The organism is Streptomyces sp. NBC_01003, from assembly GCF_045162695.1.
In the GTDB taxonomy this organism is placed as follows: domain Bacteria; phylum Actinomycetota; class Actinomycetes; order Streptomycetales; family Streptomycetaceae; genus Streptomyces.
Map to the genome: position 1 here is coordinate 7,641,352 of NZ_CP108707.1, position 20,710 is coordinate 7,662,061.

Sequence of the window (20,710 nt, forward strand, 5' to 3'; positions counted from 1 at the left end):
ACGACCGATGCCGCAGTCACGCCGCCGGGAGGCGACCGATGTCTTACGTCAACGGGGCCGCCGAAGGTCGGCCTGAACGTCGAGAGCGGGTGCGGTAATGGCCGGCACTCGGACACGTGTCCGGGTTGTGGTCGTGGCGAATCCACGCTCGGGCGGCGGCAAGACGGCTCGTTACGGCCTGGTACGGCGGGCCGAGGACATGGGAGCCCAGGTCTGGACGACCAGTGCGGAAGGGGACGCGGCGTCGCTCGCGAGGACGGCCGTCGAGGAGGGTGCGCAGGTGTTGGGGGTCGCGGGCGGCGACGGCACCGTGTCGGCGGTCGCCGCGGTGGCCGCAGACACGGACCGGTCGCTGGTCGTGGTCCCGGCGGGCACCCGCAACCACTTCGCCCGGGACCTGGGCCTCGATCTGCGGGATCCGGGGCGGGCGCTGGACGCTCTGGTCGACGGTGAGCCCGCGCAGGTGGACCTGGGGGTGATCGGCTCGGGTGTCTTCGTCAACAACGTCTCTTTCGGTATGTACGCCGACGCCCTGCTGGAGCCCGGGTATCGGGAGGACAAGCCACGCGCCTTCGCCGCGGTGGCGCCCGACTACGTCAAGGGCAAGCAGTGGGTCGAGGCCCGCGTGGACACACCATGGGGGACCGTCGAGTTCCCGCAAGTGGTGCTGATCTCCAACAACCCCTACCACCTGGCCACACCGCGCTGGCTGGGCCGTCGCTTCTCACTCACCACGGGACAGCTGGGCGCCATCGTCCTCAAGCGCCCGACTCAGGCGCCCCCGGATCTCCTGCGGCACCTGCGCGGCGAACTGCGACAGCACAAGCGCGGTGCCGGCCCGGCGGATGAAGGGGCCGTCACCTGGTCCGCTCCCGGCATCACACTGCACGGTGATGTGCAGTATCTGGACGCCGGCATCGACGGCGAAGCGGTGCGGCTTCCTCTCCCCGTCCTGTGCGGAATCCGGCCCGGTGCCCTGCGTATGCTGCTGCCGAAGGACCGGCCGGGGATCCCGCCCGAGCGCGCGGTGCGCCATTGAACGGAAGCTTTCGGCTGCGGCTCAATCTCGATCGTGCGCTACGAAAACGAGCCCGGACACTGGACCGCCCGGAGATTGAAAGGGCAGGCAGTCGTGCTCGTGATCGTATTACGAGCTCAGGGATCAAGCAGTCCCTTCGGGGCGCCCACTCAGATTTCCGGCGGGAGAACGTGGACAGGGATCAGACGGGCCAGGGTGGTCAAGGTGTAGTAGGTGCGGCCACGTCCGCCGCGGCACGGTCGTTCGTCTGTCGCCTCTCGCCGACTTCGCAGCCATCCAGCGGTTTCCAGACGGCGCAGCTGCTTGTAGAGGGTGTTGATCGGGATCCCGATAGCGGTGTGAAGTCCTGTCGCGTAGACCTCTTGGCCGGCGTGGGTCAGTAGGTGCCGTGCAAGGGGCAGCACGGGCAGAGGGACGCTGATTCTGTCCGGGAGCTTGCCGAGGTCGGTCAGATCGGTCAGCGTGCGCGACTCGGCGCCGAAGGCTGCTTGCGCGGCGGCTCGGTTCTCCTGGTTCGGCATAGGGACGATGCTGTGTCCGAGCGCGTTGTGCATGAGTTGTCGGATGTGTGTCTCATCCAATTGCCGAAGTAACGCTGTGCCCCGGGGGCTGGGGCGTTGTGGTTCACGTCCTGTTGCCCGGCTGGCTGCATAGGGGAGAAGCGAGAGCGCCTGTAGATGAGGTCCGAGACCGGTTGGCGGTCCGACAGGCCCGGGATGTTGGTTAGAACTGACACCGCGGTGTGGCCGAACGCTTGTCTTCTTTTGGTGCTTGTGGCTGATGATGCGCAATTGGCAGGGTGATGCCGTGATCCTTCCCTTCACTCGAGATGGTGAGACCGGCAATGTGACGGTGGCTCTTAACCAGGTTGATGAGCCGTTGACGGTCGGCAAGCACCCTGAAGCGCGCGGGTTTCCGTGCTGCACGGCTGTGGTGGACTATCCCGGCACGGGGTATCGAGCCATGTTCGGCTGGGTCCAGCTGGTCCAGTCCACAGACAACTCGTCCGGCGGTGTCGACTTCGATATGGACCCGTTCGTCCTGTTCGAAGATGCGCCTTCCCCCTACGCCTTCTTCGGCGTCAGCCCCACTCTGTTCGACGCCCCGTCACGAGCCGAACGTGAACCCATGGCCTGGCTCGCTCACAGCTTCCTCGCATGGACACCTTTGGACCAGGCCCAGCGGCGCGTCTTGCCGGTGGTCGGCTTCTCCTGGGGGTTCGACATCGATGCGGCCGGCCACATCACCCTCCGGCTCGCGAAGCCACTGGCAGCCGTCGAGTGGGACGGGCACCTGCCCTATTTGAGCACCTGTTATCCGGCCTGGGAGTTCGATGAATGGCAAGCGGGGGCTGCCTTGCCGCAGTGACCATCTCGCCGTCGAATCAGCCGGCCGCCTGTTGTTCAGCCCGCGCTCGAGTCTTGGCAAGACGGTAGGAGTCGGTGCCGGTCTCGATGATGTTGCCGCCGAAGGTGAGGCGGTCGACGATGGCCGCGCAGAGCCGGGGATCGGTGAAGGTCTTGGTCCAGCCAGAGAAGGACTCATTCGAGGCGATCGCCACGCTGTTCTTTTCCTCCCGCTCGGTCAGAACCTGGAAGAGGAGTTCGGCGCCGCGGCGGTCGAGCTCCATGTAGCCGAGCTCGTCGATGCACAAAAGATCAACGCGGCCGTAGCGGGCGATCGTCTTGGTCAGCTGCTTCTCGTCTGCGGCTTCGACGAGCTCGTTGACGAGCTTTGTGGCCAGCACGTACTTGACCCGGTAGCCGGCCATCGCTGCTTCGGTGCCGAGGGCGATCAGCAGGTGGGACTTGCCGGTGCCGGAGTCGCCGATGAGGCAGAGCGGCAGGCTCTTCTTGATCCATTCACACTTGGCGAGGGTGTGGATCAAGGCGGCGTCAATGTTCGGATTGGCATCGAAGTCGAACTTGCGAAGCGACTTGTCACGGGGAAACCCGGCGGCCTTGATCCGGCGCTCGGAGCGGCGCCGGGCCCGGTCGTCGCACTCGGCCAGCAGCAGCTCGGAGAGGAAGCCGAGGTAGGACATCTGCTCTCGACCGGCGGTCTCGGCGAGTTCTGGGAACTGGGACCGGATGGTCGGCAGCCGCAGCATCCGGCATGCCTGGTCGACCGCCGCGGTGGCAGCCTGCTCAGTGAGTCCTCGCTGGCGGGGAATGGTCACAGTCGTTCTCCTTCAGGATGTGGGGCGGTCCGGCCGACGCAGTCGCAGCAGCTGGTCGTAGTGGGCGACCGAGGGAAGCGGACGCTTGTCGGGAGGCAGGTGCGCCAACCGGCGTGAGGTCAAGGAGGTGACCTTCGACCGGTCGGCCGTCGGCGGCACGTGCTCCGCAGGGGTGTTGCTGTCCTCTTCCGCAGCCTTGCGGGCCTCAAGCGCGACGGCGTCCGCGGTCAGCGCGCCCGTGTTCAAGGCTGCAGCAAGGCCCGTGACCAAGTGCTCGTGAGGCAGGTGCCGGCCAAGAAGGAGGACTTCGATGAGCGCGCGGGTGCCATCCCGTTCGCCGTGGGCCTTGACGGCCGCCGCCCACCAGGCGTCGTGGACCGGGGTGAACCTGCCCGCGGAGCGAGCCTGGTCGAGCGCCGTCGCGCCCGGCAGGGCGCCGGGCTTGCGCACGAGGGCCTCCAGGTAGTGGTCCAGCTCAAGCCGGGTGCCGCCCTTGGCGATCAGCCGCTCGTGCCGGGCAACCTCCTCGCGGCCGTCGTAAACGACCAGTTCAGACGCATGCAGCATCGCTCGGACACTCCGGCCGATCAGCCGCACCGGTACCGAATAGCGGTTGGTCCGGACGCTGATCTGGCTATAGCGGTCAACCCGCAATGTGAAGAGCCGGCCCGTCTCGAACGGTTCCTCCGGCAGCGGTGCCAGCAGCGGCTGTTCGGAGGCGAAGTACTCGCCGATCGTGCGGGGCCGTGAGCGGATCCTCCGGGCGTTGTCCGCCTCGTCCCACCGCTCGATCATGGCGTTGAGCTCGGCGAGGGTGTCGACTTCCGGGACGGGGACGAGGTGGTTTCTGCGGAACCAGCCAATCTGGCCCTCGACCCCGCCCTTTTCGTGGGCACCGCGGATTCCGGGCTGGCAGTAGAGAGCTTCCAGGCCGTAGTGCGAGCGGAACGCGGTCCAGCGTTCGGCCTCCACCCGCTGCCGCGAGAAGCCCAGAACCCGGGCAACTGCGGCTCTAAGGTTGTCGTAGCGGACCTTCCCGGTCGGCACTCCACCCAGCACGTTGAGAGCGTGGACGTGGCCCTCGAAGAACGCCTCCTGTCCGGCCGACGCGAAGATGCGGTGCACCGCCTTGCCCGAGTAGGACAGGCGGAACGCGAACAGGTAGCAGGTCACCACCTCGCCGGCCAACCGCACCGTCACGTCCCCGAAGTCGACTTCCGCCTCTGCCCCGGGCTTGTGGGTCTGCGGGACGAACGCCTCCACCACACCCCGACCGACCTGGACCCGGATCTCCTCACGGCGCGTGGCCACGTACCCGCGGACCATCTGGTAAGAGATCTCGTCCGCACCGTGCTCATCCAGCAGCCGCTCGAAGATCCGCTTCACCGTGTGGCGCTGCTTGCGCGGCGCGTCCAGGTCCGCCCGCAGCATCTCGTCGATCAACGGCTTAAAAGGATCCAGCCGGGTCGCCCGCGGCGGCAGCTTCTTGCGCGGCTCCGGCCAGGCCGACGACAACGCCTTCTGCACGGTCAGGAACCCGACGCCGTACTTCCGCTGGAGGGCACGGTTCGACAGGCCCTGACGCGCATCACGGCGGATCGCCGCGTACAGATCGACCTTGGACTTCGGCAGCACCCCGGCCCCCTCGTCGTGCAGAGCACAACCATGGTCCCGAAGCAAGCATCCAGGTGCTCTCAAAACTCGGCGACATCACTCTCCCGTGGAAGGGAGTGCTCTCGCCCCTGAGCTACAGGCGCTCTCGTAACTCACTAACAAAGCCACCCGGCGGAACAGTTCCGCGCCGACGGCGCGCTCCAACCGGCTGAACTGCATACTCAGCGCGCCGCGCTCCACGTTGAGATAGTCCGCGGTGGCCGACAGGGTCGGCAAGGCCATGTGGATCTGGAAGCGGTGCAGGCGCAGCCAGCCGTGCAGAGTGCCTTCCACCGCTGCCCGGATGTCGCGGGGCACCGAGTCGTCGAGCTTCGCGAGCATGTCTCGTCGGCTGTGGGCGCCGACGGGGCGGATGGCGATACCGAGCTCGGCGAGACGACGCTGGACGGGCCCGTCACACGTGCCGGCTGCGCGGCCGATGTCCCGAACGCTGCGTAGCTGGACCACATATTGATCACGCAGCCAGTCGTCATCGAAATGGTGAGGGCGGGTACCTCCGGGATGGATCTTGATGCCGAGATCCTTGGCCCGCTGGACCACGATGCGTTGTGGCAGACCGAGACTCTCGGCCAGCTCCCGCAAAGACCTCCTGCGCTCCTCGTGCTCCCGGTGCAGGAACTCGGGTGTAAGGAGGGCATGGGCGCGTTCCCGCAGGCGCCATCTGCCGAACTGCGTGGTGGGGTCGGTGACCTCGCTGAGTGCCTGTTCCCAGGCTCTGCGTGAGGTAGCGTCCAGGGTGGCGAGGTCAACTGGCGCAAGTTGGGTCGTCGGCTTGGCGAGCAGCCGGTCCACGTTCGCGAACACGGATTCGGGGACGTCGTGTCCATGGACGGGGATGAGGTCGAGCTGCTCCTGAGTGCTGAGGAGAGGATGCTGCGGCGCAAGCGGCAACGGTCGGGCGGTGCTCAGGTCGGTGCCACACCTGCCTCTTCGGCGTGTGGGCTTGTTCAGGCACTGGCCGGGGCGTTGCTGGTGGACTTCACTCGGAATCGTCTGGCGTGGAGGGTATTTGCAGCGGGGGCAGATCGGGTGAAGCAGGGCTCGGTGCCGGGTGCAGGCAAACGTCCAGGGCAGCCACCAGCGCAGCATCCAGCGTCCCTGCGTCTCCTCCAGGCATTGCGGGCAGAAGCGGCAGCGCGGTGCGCGACGGCCGAAGAGGTCTGCCTGAGCGATGGTCTGGTCGAGTCGGCCCGTGGGGAGCCGGAGGCATTCCTCCAGGGCCCGCAGACGCTGTTCGGGCAGGCCCGTGACGAGCTGGTGGATGCGTTCGGGCGGCGGCAGCTGGAGGGTGGACAACAGCGCGGGCAACGGCATCCAGCAGCGACGGGCGAGTGCTTCCAGCCAGCTGTCCATGCTCTCGCCCGGCAGCGGTGTCACGCGGATCGTCAGGGTCCGCAGTTCGTTCATGCCGCCTTCTTCGGCCGGCTGGCCAGGCGGCCTGAGTCGAGGGCTTGCTGAAGCTCCTCGCGGGCTTTCTCGGCGGCGGCGTCGTTCTTGACCTGGTCCAGCAGTGCCTTGTCCAGGCGCTCGGCGCCGGTGCGTACGGCTCTCTGACAACCGCGGTTGACCAGTGTCATGAGTGAGCCGATATGTCCGGTGCTGCGGGCGAACATGTAGTCGGACAGATCGTCCGCGAGCATGCCGGGGTACTTCTCCGCCAGAACGACGCGTTCCTCGATCGCGAGCAGAGTGTTGCGCCAGTCGGTGCGGCCTTGTTCGGAATCGATCGTGAAGGGAGCCAGATCAAGGGGGGTGGTGCGGCGCCCGGTCTGGGCCAGGACTGCGTTGGTGTAGCTGCCGCCCTCGCTGAACAGCCCCTTGGCCTCCAGCCCGACCCCGATCATCAGCAAGGTGACGGGGAACTCGTTAGCGATGTACTTGAAGTGGTTGCTCACTTCGATGCCGGATTTGTTTCTCCAGCGAAGAAAGTGCAGATCATCAACGATCAAGAGCTTCGTCTCGGCCGACAGGACGCAGTCCAGGGCGCGGTAGCCGAACTCCGCGGCGGTGCCGCGGAATCTGCCTGGGTGCCCGTAGTACTCCAGGATCGCCCGGTTGAAGTCGCGCATTCCGGTGTTGGCGGTCAGGCCGACCCGGCAGACCGGCCACCGTTCGTGCCCGGCGTGGGTGAGCTGGCCTTCTTCCAGGATGACGCGGCGGTGGAGCTTTCGGGCGAAGGCGAGAACGGCCGTCGTCTTGCCCAGCCCGGGGAAGGCGTCCAGGGCGATGCTGCCCTTGGCCTTGTCGCCGTCCTGGTCGTTGCTGTCGAAGATGTCCCACAGGTCCTCGTGCAGGGCGTCCATCTGCGGGGTCCGCAGCGGACCGAGATTGGCGTGCCACTTGCGCCGGCCGCGGTTGTACTCCTCCAAGGCCGCCTCACCCAGCAGCTTGATCCGGCGGCGGGTGAGCCGGTCGGGCTGCGGCCGTGGCGGGGCGTCCGCCAGCCGCTGGAAACCCTCCTTGCGGGACAGCGTGAGGTGATCGAGCCGGGAACGAAGGTCATCCGGGTCGGCGGCAGTGCGGGAACGGTCATCGTCGTCGACGTCCTTCAGGGCCGTGGCATAGAAGTCCAGTTCCTCGCCCAGTTCCTCCAGGCCGTCAGCGTCGACATCCCCCGCTTCAGTCTCTGCGGCAGGCTCGACAGCGGGCGCCGCGGGCTGCTCAGGCAGGGACAGAACGTGGGCGACCGACGGCAGGTCACTGACCGGAGCGGGCCGCTCAGAGGGCAGTCCAAGGGCGTTCTGCTCCCGGGAGAGCCGAAGCGCCATCCGCCGTTCGACGAGGGAGTCGCCGAGCCCGAGATTCCACCGTTCCAGCAGCAGCGCGACGGCGAGTCGGTCGTTGGGGTAGGTGTACTTCCTCGCCGCCAGGCGCCGGGCGAACTGCAAGGCTTCTTCGCTCAGCGGCATCTGGAGACTCGGTGCGTGCTCCCAGCGCAGCGTGCGCCACGTGTGTTTCACGTCGCGGAAGTAGATGCGGCTGATGTCGTCCGGATCCGCGCAGAAGGCATGGCGCCGCTTGGACAGCTCGATGCCGGAGCCGGCCATGTCCCGCAGGCCGTCAAGACCCTCCCCGTTGTATCGGCGGCCGTCGATCTCGACGCCGTAGTGCTGGACGGTCCGCATGGTGACTTGCAGGAACTCGTAGGCAAGGTCCGGATCGCGCGGGACCTCGATGTAGCCGGCCCGCGCGAGCCCGTGCTCGAACATCGCCGTCGGTGACAATTCCAGCTTCGGCAGGTGCGGGTCGACCAGCCCACTGTGCGGCCGCCGGTGATAGACCATGGCGGTCCACTCGCGGACGATCGCCTCAAGTTCGTTTAGGAGGAAGAACGCGTCCTTCTCCGGGTTGAGCCCGCGCGAGTGGATGTCGGGTCCCTTGTAGCCGGGCAGCACCTGGAGCAGGTCCTCCCGCAGCGCCCTGAAGAATCTCTCGATCGGGCCCTTGTCCCGGCCTGTCCGCAGCCGGGCCGGCTGCAAAGAGATCCCCAACCGGCGGCAGACGCTGGTCAGATGCTCAGAGAGATAGATCTTGCCGTGGTCCACCACAAGCGTCTCCGGCACCAGAGCCGGACCGGTAGCCCCCGTGATCGGGCCGTGAACCGCCTCGGCATCCACGAGCACACCCCGGGGGATGCCGTGGTCGGGCCACGCCGCCTCCTTGGGCCAGGTTGGCGGGATCGGCCGGGGCCGGTAGGTCTGGAACAGGACGGCTGCCGCATCCACCGCCTTCGTCGACACCGGAGTGACCCGAATGCCAGTGATGCAGCGGGTGTACCAGTCCATCGCGACGGTCAGCTCCGCCTGCACCCACCGCAGCGTGGCCGGATCCAGAGCGAAGACGTCCAACCGAGTGGTGTCCATCAGCACGTACTCGCCCGGCCGGGTCGGCCGCAGTTTCCCGTAGACACCGTCGGGACGATCGGCGATCTCCCGGTTCCGCTTGGTACTCAGCCGGAAGGTTGGCCGACGCCGCTCAAGCTCCTGCATCCACCGGTAACCCGCCGTCCGCTTGGGCAGTGGCACCGCTCCCGGCCCGAAACGCACCTCCAAACGGGCCTGCACCCGCTCCAGCACCAGCTTCACTGAGGGACGGGACTCCTCCGCGTACTCGCCCAGCACCTCCTCGGCCGCCTCCACCCAGCGCGGATCGGCGTTGGCCAGCCCGCACTCCGCCTTTCCCCTTTTCGGGACGAGCCCGGCCTCGCCGTTCGCGAGGAAGGCCTGTGCCCAGCGCTCCACCGTTCGCTTGGTCACACCGAGCTCGGACGCCTTGGCCGTATACCGCTGTCCCATCGATCGGCCGGGAGCGTATTCAGGCCGGGGCTCGCCCTGCCGTGCCAGCCCCTCGGCGCCGGAACGGTAGCCCGTCAGCATCTCCCGGACGTGCTCAGCGCGCTCCAGGACATCCTTCCTCTCCTCCTTGGACAGCCGGGTCAGCACCACAGCAGCCAGCTCCCCGTCATCGGCGGCCGGCCCCGGCACGGTGGGGATCATCTGCGCACGTTGCGAGGCCAGCAGCTCGCGCACCGACATCCTCACTAGTCGGTGACGTGCGTCCTTGAGGATGACCTCCATCCCGGTGGCCAGGCTCACGAACTCCACGACCTCGACCGTCTCGCCGTCGAGCCGCAAGCGCGTCCCGACGCCCAGCCGCGTGCCGGCCCCGCTCACGCCGCCCGCTTCAGCACGGCCCCAGCGCACAGCGGCCGGTCCAGATCCGTCGATACGTGCCCCGACCACAGCAGATGCAGCACCGCCGACTTCACCAGCGGCCGAGGACGTTCGGGCAGGAGCCGGAAGGCATCTCCCAGCGTCCTTCCATCGAGCTCCGTACTGCGCAGGCCGTCCAGGAGGACAGGGGCGAAGAGCCAGCTCCGGCGATAGCCGGCCAGAACGCGGACGTTCTCCAGTTCACAGGGGTCCGGCTCGCTCCAGACCTCGTACTGCCACCCACGGGACTCGACGGCCTGCTTCGTCCACGCGAAGGTGAAGGCGATCTGCGGCCGCTCCAGCCGATGCCGCGGTTTGACATCCACGACTACCGGGCCGCCGTCCGTGAGCAGCAGATAGTCCGGGATGTGCCGCCGTAGCTTGCCCTGCACCTCGGCCTTGATCAGGAACGGCTGAGCGACGATGTGCCGGACCTCAGGATCGAAGTCCGCGAACAGCAGCCGCCCCAGCTCCAGCCGCGACTCGTAGATCACGTGGTCGCCTACCGTCGCCGACCAGTACGTCCCGGAGTAGTGCTTCTGGCCCCTGTGCCAGCGGAACGTTCGCCACGGCTGCGCGTTCCGCAGGAGATCGAGTGAGACGGACGCCCACTCCAGATCCTCCTCCAGACCCTGGTCAGCTCGCCGCACGCTCAGCTGCACTGGCCCGGCCAGACTCGCCCTGCTCATCGGACCCCCAAGCCACGCTCCTTCAGGGCGGCTTGATCACCGCCGACGCTGCTGGCATGCCCCGGTCGTTCGCATTGATGACGACCGGGGCGATCCGATACACAAAGGGTGGAACTACCGACGCTGGAGGCATTAATCCCGCTGCCGTGTCGTATCCGACATGGCGACGACATCGCCGCACGGAATACGACACGGGAAACGGGAACCTACACCGGGCTAGCCGCCGTACGCCCCCGAGGCCGTCAGCCGCAGGGCCGTGTCGATCAGCGGCACGTGGCTGAACGCCTGCGGGAAGTTGCCGACCTGGCGCTGCAGACGTGAGTCCCACTCCTCGGCGAGCAGCCCCAGGTCGTTGCGGAGCGACAGGAGCTTCTCGAAGAGCGTGCGGGCCTCGTCCACGCGGCCGATCATCGCCAGGTCGTCGGCCATCCAGAACGAGCAGGCGAGGAACGCGCCCTCGTCGCCCTCCAGGCCGTCGACGCCCGCGTCTTCGCCCGTCGTCGGGTACCGCAGGATGAAGCCGTCCGGCGTCGAGAGCTCCCGCTGGATCGCCTCGATCGTGCCGATGACGCGCTTGTCGTCGGGCGGCAGGAAGCCCATCTGCGGGATCAGGAGCAGCGAGGCGTCCAGCTCCTTCGAGCCGTACGACTGGGTGAACGTGTTGCGTTCCTTGTCGTAGCCCCGCTCGCACACGTCCCGGTGGATGTCGTCGCGCAGCCCGCGCCACTTCTCCAGCGGCCCGTCCGCGTCACCCGACTCGATCAGCTTGATCGTGCGGTCCACGGCGACCCACGCCATCACCTTCGAGTGAACGAAGTGCCGGCGCGGCCCGCGGACCTCCCAGATACCCTCGTCCGGCTCGTCCCAGTGCTTCTCCAGGTAGCGGATCAGCTTGAGCTGGAGCAGGGACGCGTAGTCGTTGCGGGTCAGGCCCGTCATGTGCGCCAGGTGCAGCGCCTCGGTGACCTCGCCGTAGACGTCCAGCTGGAGCTGGTGCGCCGCGCCGTTGCCGACCCGCACCGGCGCCGAGTTCTCGTAGCCGGGCAGCCAGTCGAGCTCCGCCTCGCCCAGCTCGCGCTCGCCCGCGATCCCGTACATGATCTGCAGGTTCTCGGGGTCGCCCGCGACCGCGCGCAGCAGCCAGTCGCGCCAGGCGCGGGCCTCTTCGCGGTAGCCGGTGCGCAGCATGGACGAGAGGGTGATCGCCGCGTCGCGCAGCCAGGTGTAGCGGTAGTCCCAGTTGCGGACACCGCCGATCTCCTCCGGCAGCGATGTCGTCGGCGCGGCGACGATGCCGCCGGTCGGCGCGTACGTCAGTGCCTTCAGCGTGATCAGCGAACGGACCACAGCCTCGCGGTAGGGCCCGTGGTACGTACAGTGCTCGACCCACTCGCCCCAGAACTCCTCCGTCGCCTCAAGTGACCCCTCGGGGTCGGGGAGGGCCGGAGGCTTCTGGTGCGAGGGTTGCCACGAGAGGGTGAACGCGATCCGGTCACCCGGCGCCACCGTGAAGTCCGAGTACGTCGTCAGGTTCTTGCCGTACGTCTCCGTGGACGAGTCGAGCCACACGGAGTCGGGGCCCGCGACAGCGACCGTGCGGCCGTCGACCTTGTGCACCCACGGCACGATCCGCCCGTACGAGAAACGCATGCGCAGCGCCGAGCGCATCGGGACGCGGCCGCTGATGCCCTCCACGATCCGGATCAGCTGCGGTGCGCCGTCACGCGGCGGCATGAAATCGGTCACTCGGACCGTCCCGCGGGGGGTGTCCCACTCGGATTCGAGGATCAGTGAATCGCCGCGGTACGTCCGGCGCGCCGCGGTCGGCGGTTCGGCCTCCGCGGCGTGCGCCGGTCCCAGCCGCCAGAAGCCGTGTTCCTCCGTGCCGAGCAGGCCGGCGAAAATGGCATGCGAGTCGAAGCGTGGGAGGCACAGCCAGTCGACTGTTCCGTCCCGGCAGACCAGGGCAGCGGTCTGCATGTCTCCGATGAGTGCGTAGTCCTCGATGCGCCCGGCCACGTGCATCTCCAGTCGAACGGCCACGTACGCCCCCGGAAGGGCGATCGCTCTGCGGTCTCTGCGGTCAAGGGTTCGTGTTGGTGCGTCGTCGTAAAAACGAACTGACGAGCTCTTGTTCCGGGAGTAACGGGCGGGGGTAGTGCCGTTTGCCGGCCTGGCTCGGCAGCGAGTGTCCGAGCAGGATACGACGCAGCGCAGTGATCCGCGCGCCCGTCCCGGCAACCAAGGTGGGCCGAAAGAGTGAGCGGTGGGTGAGGCTTCTGTGATGCTGTGGTGAGGCATGTGCGGAGCGTGGCCGGAAGCGGCCTCGCCCACTCGCTGTTACCCTGGTAGCCCGTGGACCGGTGCGCTTCTGCAAGCAGTCGAAGCCCCCGAACCGCAGCGACGGCACCCCCGGAAATCTCCGGACCAGGCAAGCCGGTACGCATTCCAGACCGCGACCACGGGAGCCCCCTCTTGGCCATGACGCCCAAATCCACGACGACCAAGCACATCTTCGTCACCGGGGGTGTCGCTTCCTCCCTCGGCAAGGGGCTGACGGCCTCCAGCCTGGGTGCGCTCCTCAAGGCGCGTGGTCTGCGGGTCACGATGCAGAAGCTCGACCCGTACCTGAACGTCGACCCCGGCACGATGAACCCCTTCCAGCACGGTGAGGTGTTCGTCACCAACGACGGCGCCGAGACGGACCTGGACATCGGCCACTACGAGCGCTTCCTCGACGTGGATCTGGACGGCACGGCCAACGTCACCACCGGCCAGGTCTACTCGCAGGTGATCGCCAAGGAGCGGCGCGGCGAGTACCTCGGCGACACCGTCCAGGTCATCCCGCACATCACGAACGAGATCAAGCACCGCATCCGCCGCATGGCCACGGACGACGTCGACGTCGTCATCACGGAGGTCGGCGGCACGGTCGGTGACATCGAGTCCCTGCCGTTCCTGGAGACCGTCCGTCAGGTCCGCCACGAGGTCGGCCGCGACAACGTCTTCGTCGTGCACATCTCGCTGCTGCCCTACATCGGCCCCTCCGGCGAGCTGAAGACCAAGCCGACCCAGCACTCGGTCGCCGCACTGCGCAACATCGGTATCCAGCCGGACGCGATCGTCCTGCGCGCCGACCGCGAGGTGCCCATCGCGATCAAGCGCAAGATCTCCCTGATGTGCGATGTCGACGAGGCGGCCGTCGTCGCGGCCATCGACGCCCCGTCGATCTACGACATCCCGAAGGTCCTGCACACCGAGGGCCTGGACGCCTATGTCGTGCGCAAGCTGGACCTGCCGTTCCGTGACGTGGACTGGACGACCTGGGACGACCTGCTCGACCGCGTCCACAACCCCGACCACGAGATCGTCATGGCGCTCGTGGGCAAGTACATCGACCTGCCCGACGCCTACCTGTCGGTGACCGAGGCGCTGCGCGCCGGCGGCTTCGCCAACAAGGCCCGCGTCAAGATCAAGTGGGTCGCGTCCGACGACTGCAAGACCGCGGCCGGCGCCAAGAAGCAGCTCGGCGACGTGGACGCGATCTGCATCCCCGGCGGCTTCGGCGACCGCGGTGTGTCCGGCAAGGTCGGCGCGATCCAGTACGCCCGCGAGAACAAGATCCCGCTGCTCGGCCTCTGCCTCGGCCTGCAGTGCATCGTGATCGAGGCCGCTCGGAACCTGGCCGACATCCCCGACGCGAACTCCACCGAGTTCGACGCCGCCACCGCCCACCCGGTCATCTCCACGATGGCCGAGCAGCTCGACATCGTCGCCGGTGAGGGCGACATGGGCGGCACCATGCGCCTGGGCATGTACCCGGCGAAGCTCGCCGAGGGCTCCATCGCGCGCGAGGTGTACGACGGCAAGGAGTACGTCGAGGAGCGCCACCGTCACCGCTACGAGGTGAACAACTCCTACCGCGCCGAGCTGGAGAAGAACGCCGGTCTGCAGTTCTCCGGCACGTCGCCGGACGGCAAGCTCGTCGAGTACGTGGAGTACCCGCGCGAGGTGCACCCTTACCTGGTCGCGACCCAGGCGCACCCCGAGCTCCGCTCCCGCCCGACCCGCCCGCACCCGCTCTTCGCGGGCCTCGTGAAGGCGGCCGTCGAGCGCAAGACCGGCGGCGCGGCGAACGGCAAGAAGGCCAAGTAAGCCATGTAGGACAAGGGTTGTACGGTTGCCGGGGTACGTGCCTTTTGGGGTGCGTGCCCCGGTTTCTGTTTACGTGCGTAGGAGGACGTGTCGACATGACGACGATCAAGGACACCGCCGAGGAGTGGGAGGTCCGGGCGACCGCGACCCCCTTCGTCGGGAACAAGACCTCTGTGCGCACCGACGACGTGGTCATGCCCGACGGCTCGGTCGTCCGCCGCGACTACCAGGTCCACCCAGGCTCCGTAGCCGTCCTCGCCCTCGACGACCACGGCCGCGTCCTGATCCTCAAGCAGTACCGCCACCCCGTGCGGCACAAGCTCTGGGAGATCCCGGCCGGACTGCTCGACATCCCCGGCGAGAACCCGCTGCACGCGGCCCAGCGCGAGCTCTACGAGGAGGCGCACGTCAAGGCCGAGGACTGGCGCGTCCTCACCGACGTCTACACGACCCCCGGCGGCTGCTCCGAGGCCGTCCGCGTCTTCCTGGCCCGCGACCTGTCCGAGGCGGAGGGCGAGCGCTTCGAGGTGGAGGACGAGGAGGCCGACATGGAGCTGGCCCGCGTCCCCCTGGAGGAGCTCGTACGCGGCGTGCTGGCCGGCGAGCTGCACAACAACTGCCTGGTGGTGGGGGCGCTCGCGCTGACCGCCGCGCAGGCCGGTGGCGGCCTGGAGTCGCTGCGGCCGGCCGAGGCTCCCTGGCCCGCCCGTCCGTTCGAGGCGTAGGCGCGGGCTGTGCACCGGAGGGGCCGATTCCTGTCGGCCCCTCTGGTCACACCATCCGCTGATCCGATTGAGGGACATCCCCGCGCCGCCCGCCAGGGAACGCCGTTCCGCCTGAACTAGGCTCTCAAAGCGTCCCGCCCGAACCCCCGGCGGGTTCGGCACAGGTGGACGGAGCGTGGCCCGTGACGGATCAGGCGGTCGAACCGAAGGACGGACTGAAGAGCAGTCAGTTCCTGGGCCGCAGCCGTGAGTTGAAGGAACTGCGCGCCGACATCGAGCGCGCCGGACTCGACACGATCGCCGGACGCAAAGCGCCACGCGCGCGCGTGCTGCTCATCGCCGGCCGTCCCGGATCCGGTCGCACCGCGCTCGCCGAGGAACTCCTGAGCCAGGTCGCCGCCGGCTACCCGGACGGCATCCTGCGTACCCGCCTCACCGCCCCGGACGGCACCCGCGTCCCCACCGAACGCACCGCGCGCGAACTCCTCGACAGCCTCGACCTCCCGGCGCCCCCCGGCGAGGGCGAGGACGACCTCGCCGAGCGGCTGCGCGAAGGACTCTCCGTACGACGGGCCGTGCTGTTCCTCGACGACGCGGCGGACGCCGAACAGGTCGACCCGCTGCTGCCGGAAACCCCCGACTGTCTGGTCGTCGCCGTGTCCGAGGGGCCGCTGACCGGGATCTCCGACGTGCGGCCCTGCACGCTCGGCGGCCTCGACACGAAATCCGCCCTCGAGCTGCTCGGCCGGCACACCGGATCGGTCCGCATCACCGTCGACCCGCGCTCCGCGGAGTCCCTCGTCGAGGAGTGCGGGTCCCAGCCCGCGGCGCTGATGCTGGCGGGCGGCTGGCTCGCCGTACGTCCCAAGGAGGCCGTGGCGGACCTGGCCAAGCAGCTGCACGCCCAGGCCGACGACGGGCCCGCGCTCGCCCGCGTCTTCCAGCATTCCTACGCGTCCCTGCCGGTGCCCGCCGCCCGGATACTGCGCTACCTGTCCCTCGCTCCCGAGGGCCATGTCGACCCGCACACCGCGTCCGCGCTGGCCGGCTGCTCGGTCTCCGCCGCCCAGACCACCCTCGACGACTTCACCGTGCTGGGCCTGGTCGGGCGGATCGACTCCGAGCAGCCGCAGTACGAGGTGCCCGGCTGCCTGATGCCGCTGCTGCGGGGCCTGACCGAGGCCCACGACCGGCCCGGCGAGGTGCAGCTCGCCCGCGCCCGGATGCTGGAGCGCACGGTGCGCCTGCTCCAGTCCTGCCGCGCGATCACCGAACCGGAAGGCTCGCCCGCCCGCAAGAAGCTCGCGGGGCTGCCCCGCGCCCTGCGCTTCCCGAACCCCGCTGCGGGCGCCGAGTGGCTGCGGGTCCGGCGGCCCGCGCTCCTGGCCGCCGCCCGCCTCGCCGTCGCCGACGGGGAGCTCGACACCCTGGCCAGGCGCCTGATGGCGGCCCTGACGCGGGCCCTGGCCGCCCACGTCGGCACCGAAGCCGCCGCCCCCGACCTCTACGGCATCCACCGCCTCGTCCTCGACGTCGCCGAGCGCAGGAAGCTGCCCCGCGAGAAGGCCGCGGCCCTCCTGAACCTCGCCGACCTCGACGCGCGGACCGGCCGCACCCAGGAGGCGCTCACCCGCTACCGGGCCGCTCTGGACGCCGGACGCGAAGCCAGGGACCCGTACGCGACCGGCCGCGCGATGGAATCCGTAGGCGGCACGTACCAGGAGCTGGGGGACTGGCACCGGGCCGCCGACTGGTACGGGCGCGCCCTCGCCCAGCGGCTCACCCGCGGCGAGCGCGCCGACGCCGCGCGGCTGCACGGACGCATCGGCACGGTGAACACGTACGCGGGCCGCTACGGCGACGCGCTGCGCAGCTGGCGCTCGGCCGCCGCCGGGTACCGCAAGGAGGGTGATGTCGCAGCTCAGGCGCGGGCGTTGAGCGAGATGGCGCGTGTCCAGGAGTACGCGGGCCGGCCCGAGGAGTCGCTGCGCACCTGTCATGAAGCGGTCGAGTGGGCGCGCCAGGCCAAGGACGTGCGACTGCAGGCCGCGCTGCAGCTCCGCCTGGCCGACACGCTCGACCGGCTCGGCGACCCCGCGGCCGCCAAACTGCACCGTGGTGCGGCCGAGCGCATGCTGGGAGAGGAGCTGCCGATCGAAGGAAAGACCCCAGAACAGGGCGCTGACACCTACGAAATCCGCAGTGCATCCGAAGAAGATTGATGCTTTGAAAGGCTAGACAGCTAGAAATCCTTCATTAGACTGGCTCCGCCGCGTACTTCCGTGGTGTCTCCCGGTGCGCCCCCTGACGCGCTGGTATGTAGTGCATTGCCCGAGAAATCCCTGAGCCAAGGACCGTGATCGACGATGAAGGTCGGCATCCCCCGCGAGGTCAAGAACAACGAGTTCCGGGTGGCCATCACCCCCGCCGGTGTGCACGAGCTCGTGCGCAACGGCCACCAGGTCTTCGTCGAGCAGAACGCCGGTGTCGGCTCCTCGATCACGGACGACGAGTACGTCTCGGCCGGTGCGCAGATCCTCGGCACCGCCGACGAGGTCTGGGCCACCGCTGACCTGCTCCTGAAGGTCAAGGAGCCGATCGCGGAGGAGTACCACCGCCTCCGCAAGGACCAGACGCTCTTCACCTACCTGCACCTCGCCGCCTCCAAGGAGTGCACGGACGCGCTCCTCGAGTCCGGCACCACCGCCATCGCGTACGAGACGGTCGAGACCCCGAACCGCGCGCTCCCGCTGCTCGCCCCGATGTCCGAGGTCGCGGGCCGCCTGGCCCCGCAGGTCGGCGCCTACCACCTGATGGCCGCCAACGGCGGCCGCGGTGTCCTGCCGGGCGGTGTCCCGGGCGTGCTCGCCGCCAGGGCCGTCGTCATCGGCGGCGGCGTCTCCGGCTGGAACGCCGCGCAGATCGCCATCGGCATGGGCTTCCACGTGACCCTGCTCGACCGCGACATCAACAAGCTCAAGGAAGCCGACAAGATCTTCGGTACGAAGATCCAGACCGTCGTCTCCAACGCCTTCGAGCTCGAGAAGGCGTGCCTCGAGGCCGACCTCGTCATCGGTGCCGTCCTCATCCCGGGTGCCAAGGCCCCGAAGCTGGTCACCAACGAGCTCGTCTCCCGCATGAAGCCGGGAAGTGTCCTTGTCGACATCGCGATCGACCAGGGCGGCTGCTTCGAGGACTCGCACCCGACGACGCACGCCGAGCCGACCTTCCCGGTCCACAACTCGGTCTTCTACTGCGTCGCCAACATGCCCGGCGCCGTGCCCAACACGTCGACGTACGCGCTGACGAACGCCACGCTGCCGTACATCGTCGAGCTCGCGAACCGCGGCTGGGTCGAGGCCCTGCGCCGCGACCCGGCGCTCGCCCTGGGCCTCAACACCCATGACGGCAAGGTCGTTTACCGCGAGGTCGCCGAGTCCCACGGCCTCGAGTACACCGAGCTGGAGTCCCTGCTCGGCTGACGCCGACGACTCATCGACCACTTTCGTCAACGGAAGTCGTCAATCTCACGCCTGCGGCCGGACCTTGTGAGGGGTCCGGCCGTATGCGTATCACTTACGCATCAATGCGGACTTGGTCAACTCGCCTCGAACGTAACCCTTTAACCGATTCGCGCACCCGCGAAACGCTTCGAACCGACGCCGTGCACCCTTGACACAAGGGTGTTCCGTTGCCGACACATCGGGCCGGGTACGGCGGATTGTGTTGCTGCGGACCGGTGACACGCCATAGAGTCGCCAACCGTCGGCATGGTGCCACGCTGACCTATCTAGAAGTTTCCTGGTCACCAAGGAGGTAAGACGACTTGTGAATGAGTCGACATTTACTCCCGGGGGTGGTCAACCAGGAACGGTTGCGAGGGAGCAAGGTCCCGCGGGGCTCGAGGCTGTCGGCTCCGTCGCGGTCCGTACCTTTGCCGCCCGTCAGAGCAGCCCCCTGCAGACGCAGACAGCACCCCAGAGCATGGATGGCCATCACGTGAACGCCATGGCCGGCGACCGAAGTGGCGAACGCACCCACTTCGCCGACTACGACGAACTGCCCGAGGGGCACTTCTACGACCCCGACGCCGAGTACGAGCCGGACCCCGAGTACGCGGCCACGCTCGCGCCCGACGCTGCCCGTCAGCGCCGCGAGCGTGTCGGCCCGACCGGGCGCCCGCTCCCGTACTTCCCGATCCCAGGCCCGCTGACCGACCACGGCCCCGCGAAGATCATCGCGATGTGCAACCAGAAGGGCGGCGTCGGCAAGACCACGTCGACCATCAACCTGGGTGCCGCGCTCGCGGAGTACGGACGCCGGGTCCTGCTCGTCGACTTCGACCCGCAGGGCGCGCTCTCGGTCGGTCTCGGCGTGAACCCGATGGAACTCGACCTGACGGTCTACAACCTGCTCATGGAGCGGGGCATGGCCGCGGACGAGGTCCTCCTGAAGACCGCGGTCCCGAACATGGACCTGCTGCCGAGCAACATCGACCTGTCCGCCGCCGAAGTGCAGTTGGTGAGCGAGGTCGCGCGCGAGTCCACGCTCCAGCGGGCGTTGAAGCCGCTGATGGCCGACTACGACTACATCGTGATCGACTGTCAGCCCTCGCTCGGCCTGCTCACCGTGAACGCCCTGACGGCGGCTCACAAGGTGATCGTGCCGCTCGAATGCGAGTTCTTCGCGCTGCGCGGTGTCGCGCTGCTCACGGAGACCATCGAGAAGGTCCAGGAGCGGCTCAACCCCGACCTGGAGCTCGACGGCATCCTCGCCACGATGTACGACTCCCGCACGGTGCACAGCCGTGAGGTGCTCGCGCGTGTGGTCGAGGCGTTCGACGATCACGTCTACCACACCGTGATCGGCCGGACCGTGCGCTTCCCGGAGACCACGGTCGCCGGTGAGCCGATCACGACGTACGCCTCCAACTCGGTCGGCGCGGCCGCCTATCGCCAGCTCGCCAGGGAGGTGCTCGCCCGGTGTCACGCCGAGTGAGTCTGCCGGGGGCCGACGAACTGTTCCGTACGACCGGAGGGATGGGGCTCCAGGCGTCCTCCCCGAGGCGGCCGGTCAACGGCGAGGCGCGGGTGCCCGCGCCGGCGGGTGAGAGCGACGCCGTCGCCGCCGAGGAGAAGCAGCGCGGCGAGGGCGGTGAGAGCGCCGAACACGCGGCGGCGGACGACGAGTCGGGCGAGTCCCGCAGCCGTGCCACCGAGGGCGACAAGCCTGCGGGGCGCCGTCCGCCGCAGGGGCAGGAAGGTTCTGCCTCCGCGGGGTCGTCGCGCAAGCGCTCCCGGGCGGCCGCCAACCGGCGGCCCAGCGGGCGTGAGCGCCACGACGAGAAGATCACGGTGTATGTCTCCGCCGAGGAGCTGATGGACCTCGAGCACGCGCGCCTCGTGCTCCGCGGGGAGCACGGGCTCGCCGTGGACCGCGGCCGCATCGTCCGCGAAGCGGTCGCCGTCGTGCTGGCCGACCTCGAATCGCGCGGAGACGCGAGCATTCTCGTACGCCGACTGCGCGGGCGGTAGCGG

At 68.5% G+C, this 20,710-nt stretch carries 15 protein-coding genes; 8 read left to right on the plus strand and 7 right to left on the minus strand.

Going from position 1 to position 20,710, the window contains the following annotated elements:
- The first annotated feature begins 133 nt into the window (after window positions 1-133).
- Window positions 134-1,039, plus strand: coding sequence for a diacylglycerol/lipid kinase family protein (locus OG698_RS34870; protein ID WP_406107752.1), 906 nt, complete (start codon window positions 134-136; stop codon window positions 1,037-1,039).
- 149 nt (window positions 1,040-1,188) lie between these two features.
- Here OG698_RS34870 and OG698_RS34875 read toward each other — a convergent pair whose 3' ends face one another.
- The gene (locus OG698_RS34875) at window positions 1,189-1,593 is read right to left on the minus strand and encodes a hypothetical protein (protein WP_406107754.1); all 405 of its coding nucleotides are present in this window, start codon (window positions 1,591-1,593) and stop codon (window positions 1,189-1,191) included.
- A 226-nt stretch (window positions 1,594-1,819) separates the two neighbouring features.
- On the opposite strand from OG698_RS34875, the gene OG698_RS34880 reads away from it, so the two are divergent.
- Window positions 1,820-2,407: a hypothetical protein gene (locus OG698_RS34880; RefSeq protein ID WP_406111473.1), complete on the plus strand. Its 588-nt coding sequence runs from the start codon at window positions 1,820-1,822 to the stop codon at window positions 2,405-2,407.
- A 16-nt stretch (window positions 2,408-2,423) separates the two neighbouring features.
- Here the strand turns inward: OG698_RS34880 and istB are convergent, their stop codons facing one another.
- From istB to OG698_RS34910, 6 genes are all read right to left on the minus strand, one after another.
- Window positions 2,424-3,218 (minus strand): IS21-like element helper ATPase IstB, encoded by a 795-nt coding sequence (istB, locus tag OG698_RS34885; protein WP_406107755.1) that lies wholly within the window; start codon window positions 3,216-3,218, stop codon window positions 2,424-2,426.
- Window positions 3,219-3,230: 12 nt separating this feature from the next.
- On the minus strand, window positions 3,231-4,850 hold the full coding sequence (gene istA / locus OG698_RS34890) for an IS21 family transposase (RefSeq protein ID WP_406111475.1): 1,620 nt from the start codon (window positions 4,848-4,850) through the stop codon (window positions 3,231-3,233).
- A gap of 78 nt (window positions 4,851-4,928) precedes the next feature.
- On the minus strand, window positions 4,929-6,299 hold the full coding sequence (locus OG698_RS34895; protein ID WP_406107756.1) for a TniQ family protein: 1,371 nt from the start codon (window positions 6,297-6,299) through the stop codon (window positions 4,929-4,931).
- Window positions 6,296-9,595 (minus strand): AAA family ATPase, encoded by a 3,300-nt coding sequence (locus OG698_RS34900; RefSeq protein WP_406107758.1) that lies wholly within the window; start codon window positions 9,593-9,595, stop codon window positions 6,296-6,298. Before OG698_RS34900 ends, OG698_RS34895 begins: the two co-directional genes overlap by 4 nt.
- Window positions 9,562-10,293: a TnsA-like heteromeric transposase endonuclease subunit gene (locus OG698_RS34905; protein WP_406107760.1), complete on the minus strand. Its 732-nt coding sequence runs from the start codon at window positions 10,291-10,293 to the stop codon at window positions 9,562-9,564. Before OG698_RS34905 ends, OG698_RS34900 begins: the two co-directional genes overlap by 34 nt.
- Before the next feature lie 216 nt (window positions 10,294-10,509).
- Entirely contained in the window at window positions 10,510-12,318 is a 1,809-nt protein-coding gene (locus tag OG698_RS34910) for a glycoside hydrolase family 15 protein (protein WP_399984143.1), read from the minus strand.
- Window positions 12,319-12,774: 456 nt separating this feature from the next.
- On the opposite strand from OG698_RS34910, the gene OG698_RS34915 reads away from it, so the two are divergent.
- From OG698_RS34915 to OG698_RS34940, 6 genes are all read left to right on the plus strand, one after another.
- The gene (locus tag OG698_RS34915) at window positions 12,775-14,448 is read left to right on the plus strand and encodes a CTP synthase (RefSeq protein ID WP_406107761.1); all 1,674 of its coding nucleotides are present in this window, start codon (window positions 12,775-12,777) and stop codon (window positions 14,446-14,448) included.
- Window positions 14,449-14,543: 95 nt separating this feature from the next.
- On the plus strand, window positions 14,544-15,173 hold the full coding sequence (locus tag OG698_RS34920) for an NUDIX hydrolase (RefSeq protein WP_329574718.1): 630 nt from the start codon (window positions 14,544-14,546) through the stop codon (window positions 15,171-15,173).
- A gap of 182 nt (window positions 15,174-15,355) precedes the next feature.
- Entirely contained in the window at window positions 15,356-17,395 is a 2,040-nt protein-coding gene (locus OG698_RS34925) for a tetratricopeptide repeat protein (protein WP_406107763.1), read from the plus strand.
- 144 nt (window positions 17,396-17,539) lie between these two features.
- Window positions 17,540-18,655 carry an alanine dehydrogenase gene (gene ald, locus OG698_RS34930; RefSeq protein ID WP_116502891.1) on the plus strand — a complete coding sequence of 372 codons (1,116 nt, stop codon included), beginning with the start codon at window positions 17,540-17,542 and terminating at the stop codon, window positions 18,653-18,655.
- 346 nt (window positions 18,656-19,001) lie between these two features.
- Window positions 19,002-20,171, plus strand: coding sequence for a ParA family protein (locus OG698_RS34935; RefSeq protein ID WP_100599009.1), 1,170 nt, complete (start codon window positions 19,002-19,004; stop codon window positions 20,169-20,171).
- Window positions 20,156-20,707, plus strand: coding sequence for a hypothetical protein (locus OG698_RS34940; RefSeq protein WP_326776466.1), 552 nt, complete (start codon window positions 20,156-20,158; stop codon window positions 20,705-20,707). Before OG698_RS34935 ends, OG698_RS34940 begins: the two co-directional genes overlap by 16 nt.
- Window positions 20,708-20,710: the final 3 nt, after the last annotated feature.

Bases quoted from the DNA above. Each gene is read 5' to 3' on its own strand.
- OG698_RS34875 (WP_406107754.1), bottom strand. From the start codon at position 1,593: ATGCACAACGCGCTCGGACACAGCATCGTCCCTATGCCGAACCAGGAG.
- OG698_RS34880 (WP_406111473.1), top strand. From the start codon at position 1,820: ATGATGCGCAATTGGCAGGGTGATGCCGTGATCCTTCCCTTCACTCGA.
- OG698_RS34895 (WP_406107756.1), bottom strand. From the start codon at position 6,299: ATGAACGAACTGCGGACCCTGACGATCCGCGTGACACCGCTGCCGGGC.
- OG698_RS34905 (WP_406107760.1), bottom strand. From the start codon at position 10,293: ATGAGCAGGGCGAGTCTGGCCGGGCCAGTGCAGCTGAGCGTGCGGCGA.
- OG698_RS34910 (WP_399984143.1), bottom strand. From the start codon at position 12,318: ATGCACGTGGCCGGGCGCATCGAGGACTACGCACTCATCGGAGACATG.
- OG698_RS34915 (WP_406107761.1), top strand. From the start codon at position 12,775: ATGACGCCCAAATCCACGACGACCAAGCACATCTTCGTCACCGGGGGT.
- OG698_RS34920 (WP_329574718.1), top strand. From the start codon at position 14,544: ATGACGACGATCAAGGACACCGCCGAGGAGTGGGAGGTCCGGGCGACC.
- ald (WP_116502891.1), top strand. From the start codon at position 17,540: ATGAAGGTCGGCATCCCCCGCGAGGTCAAGAACAACGAGTTCCGGGTG.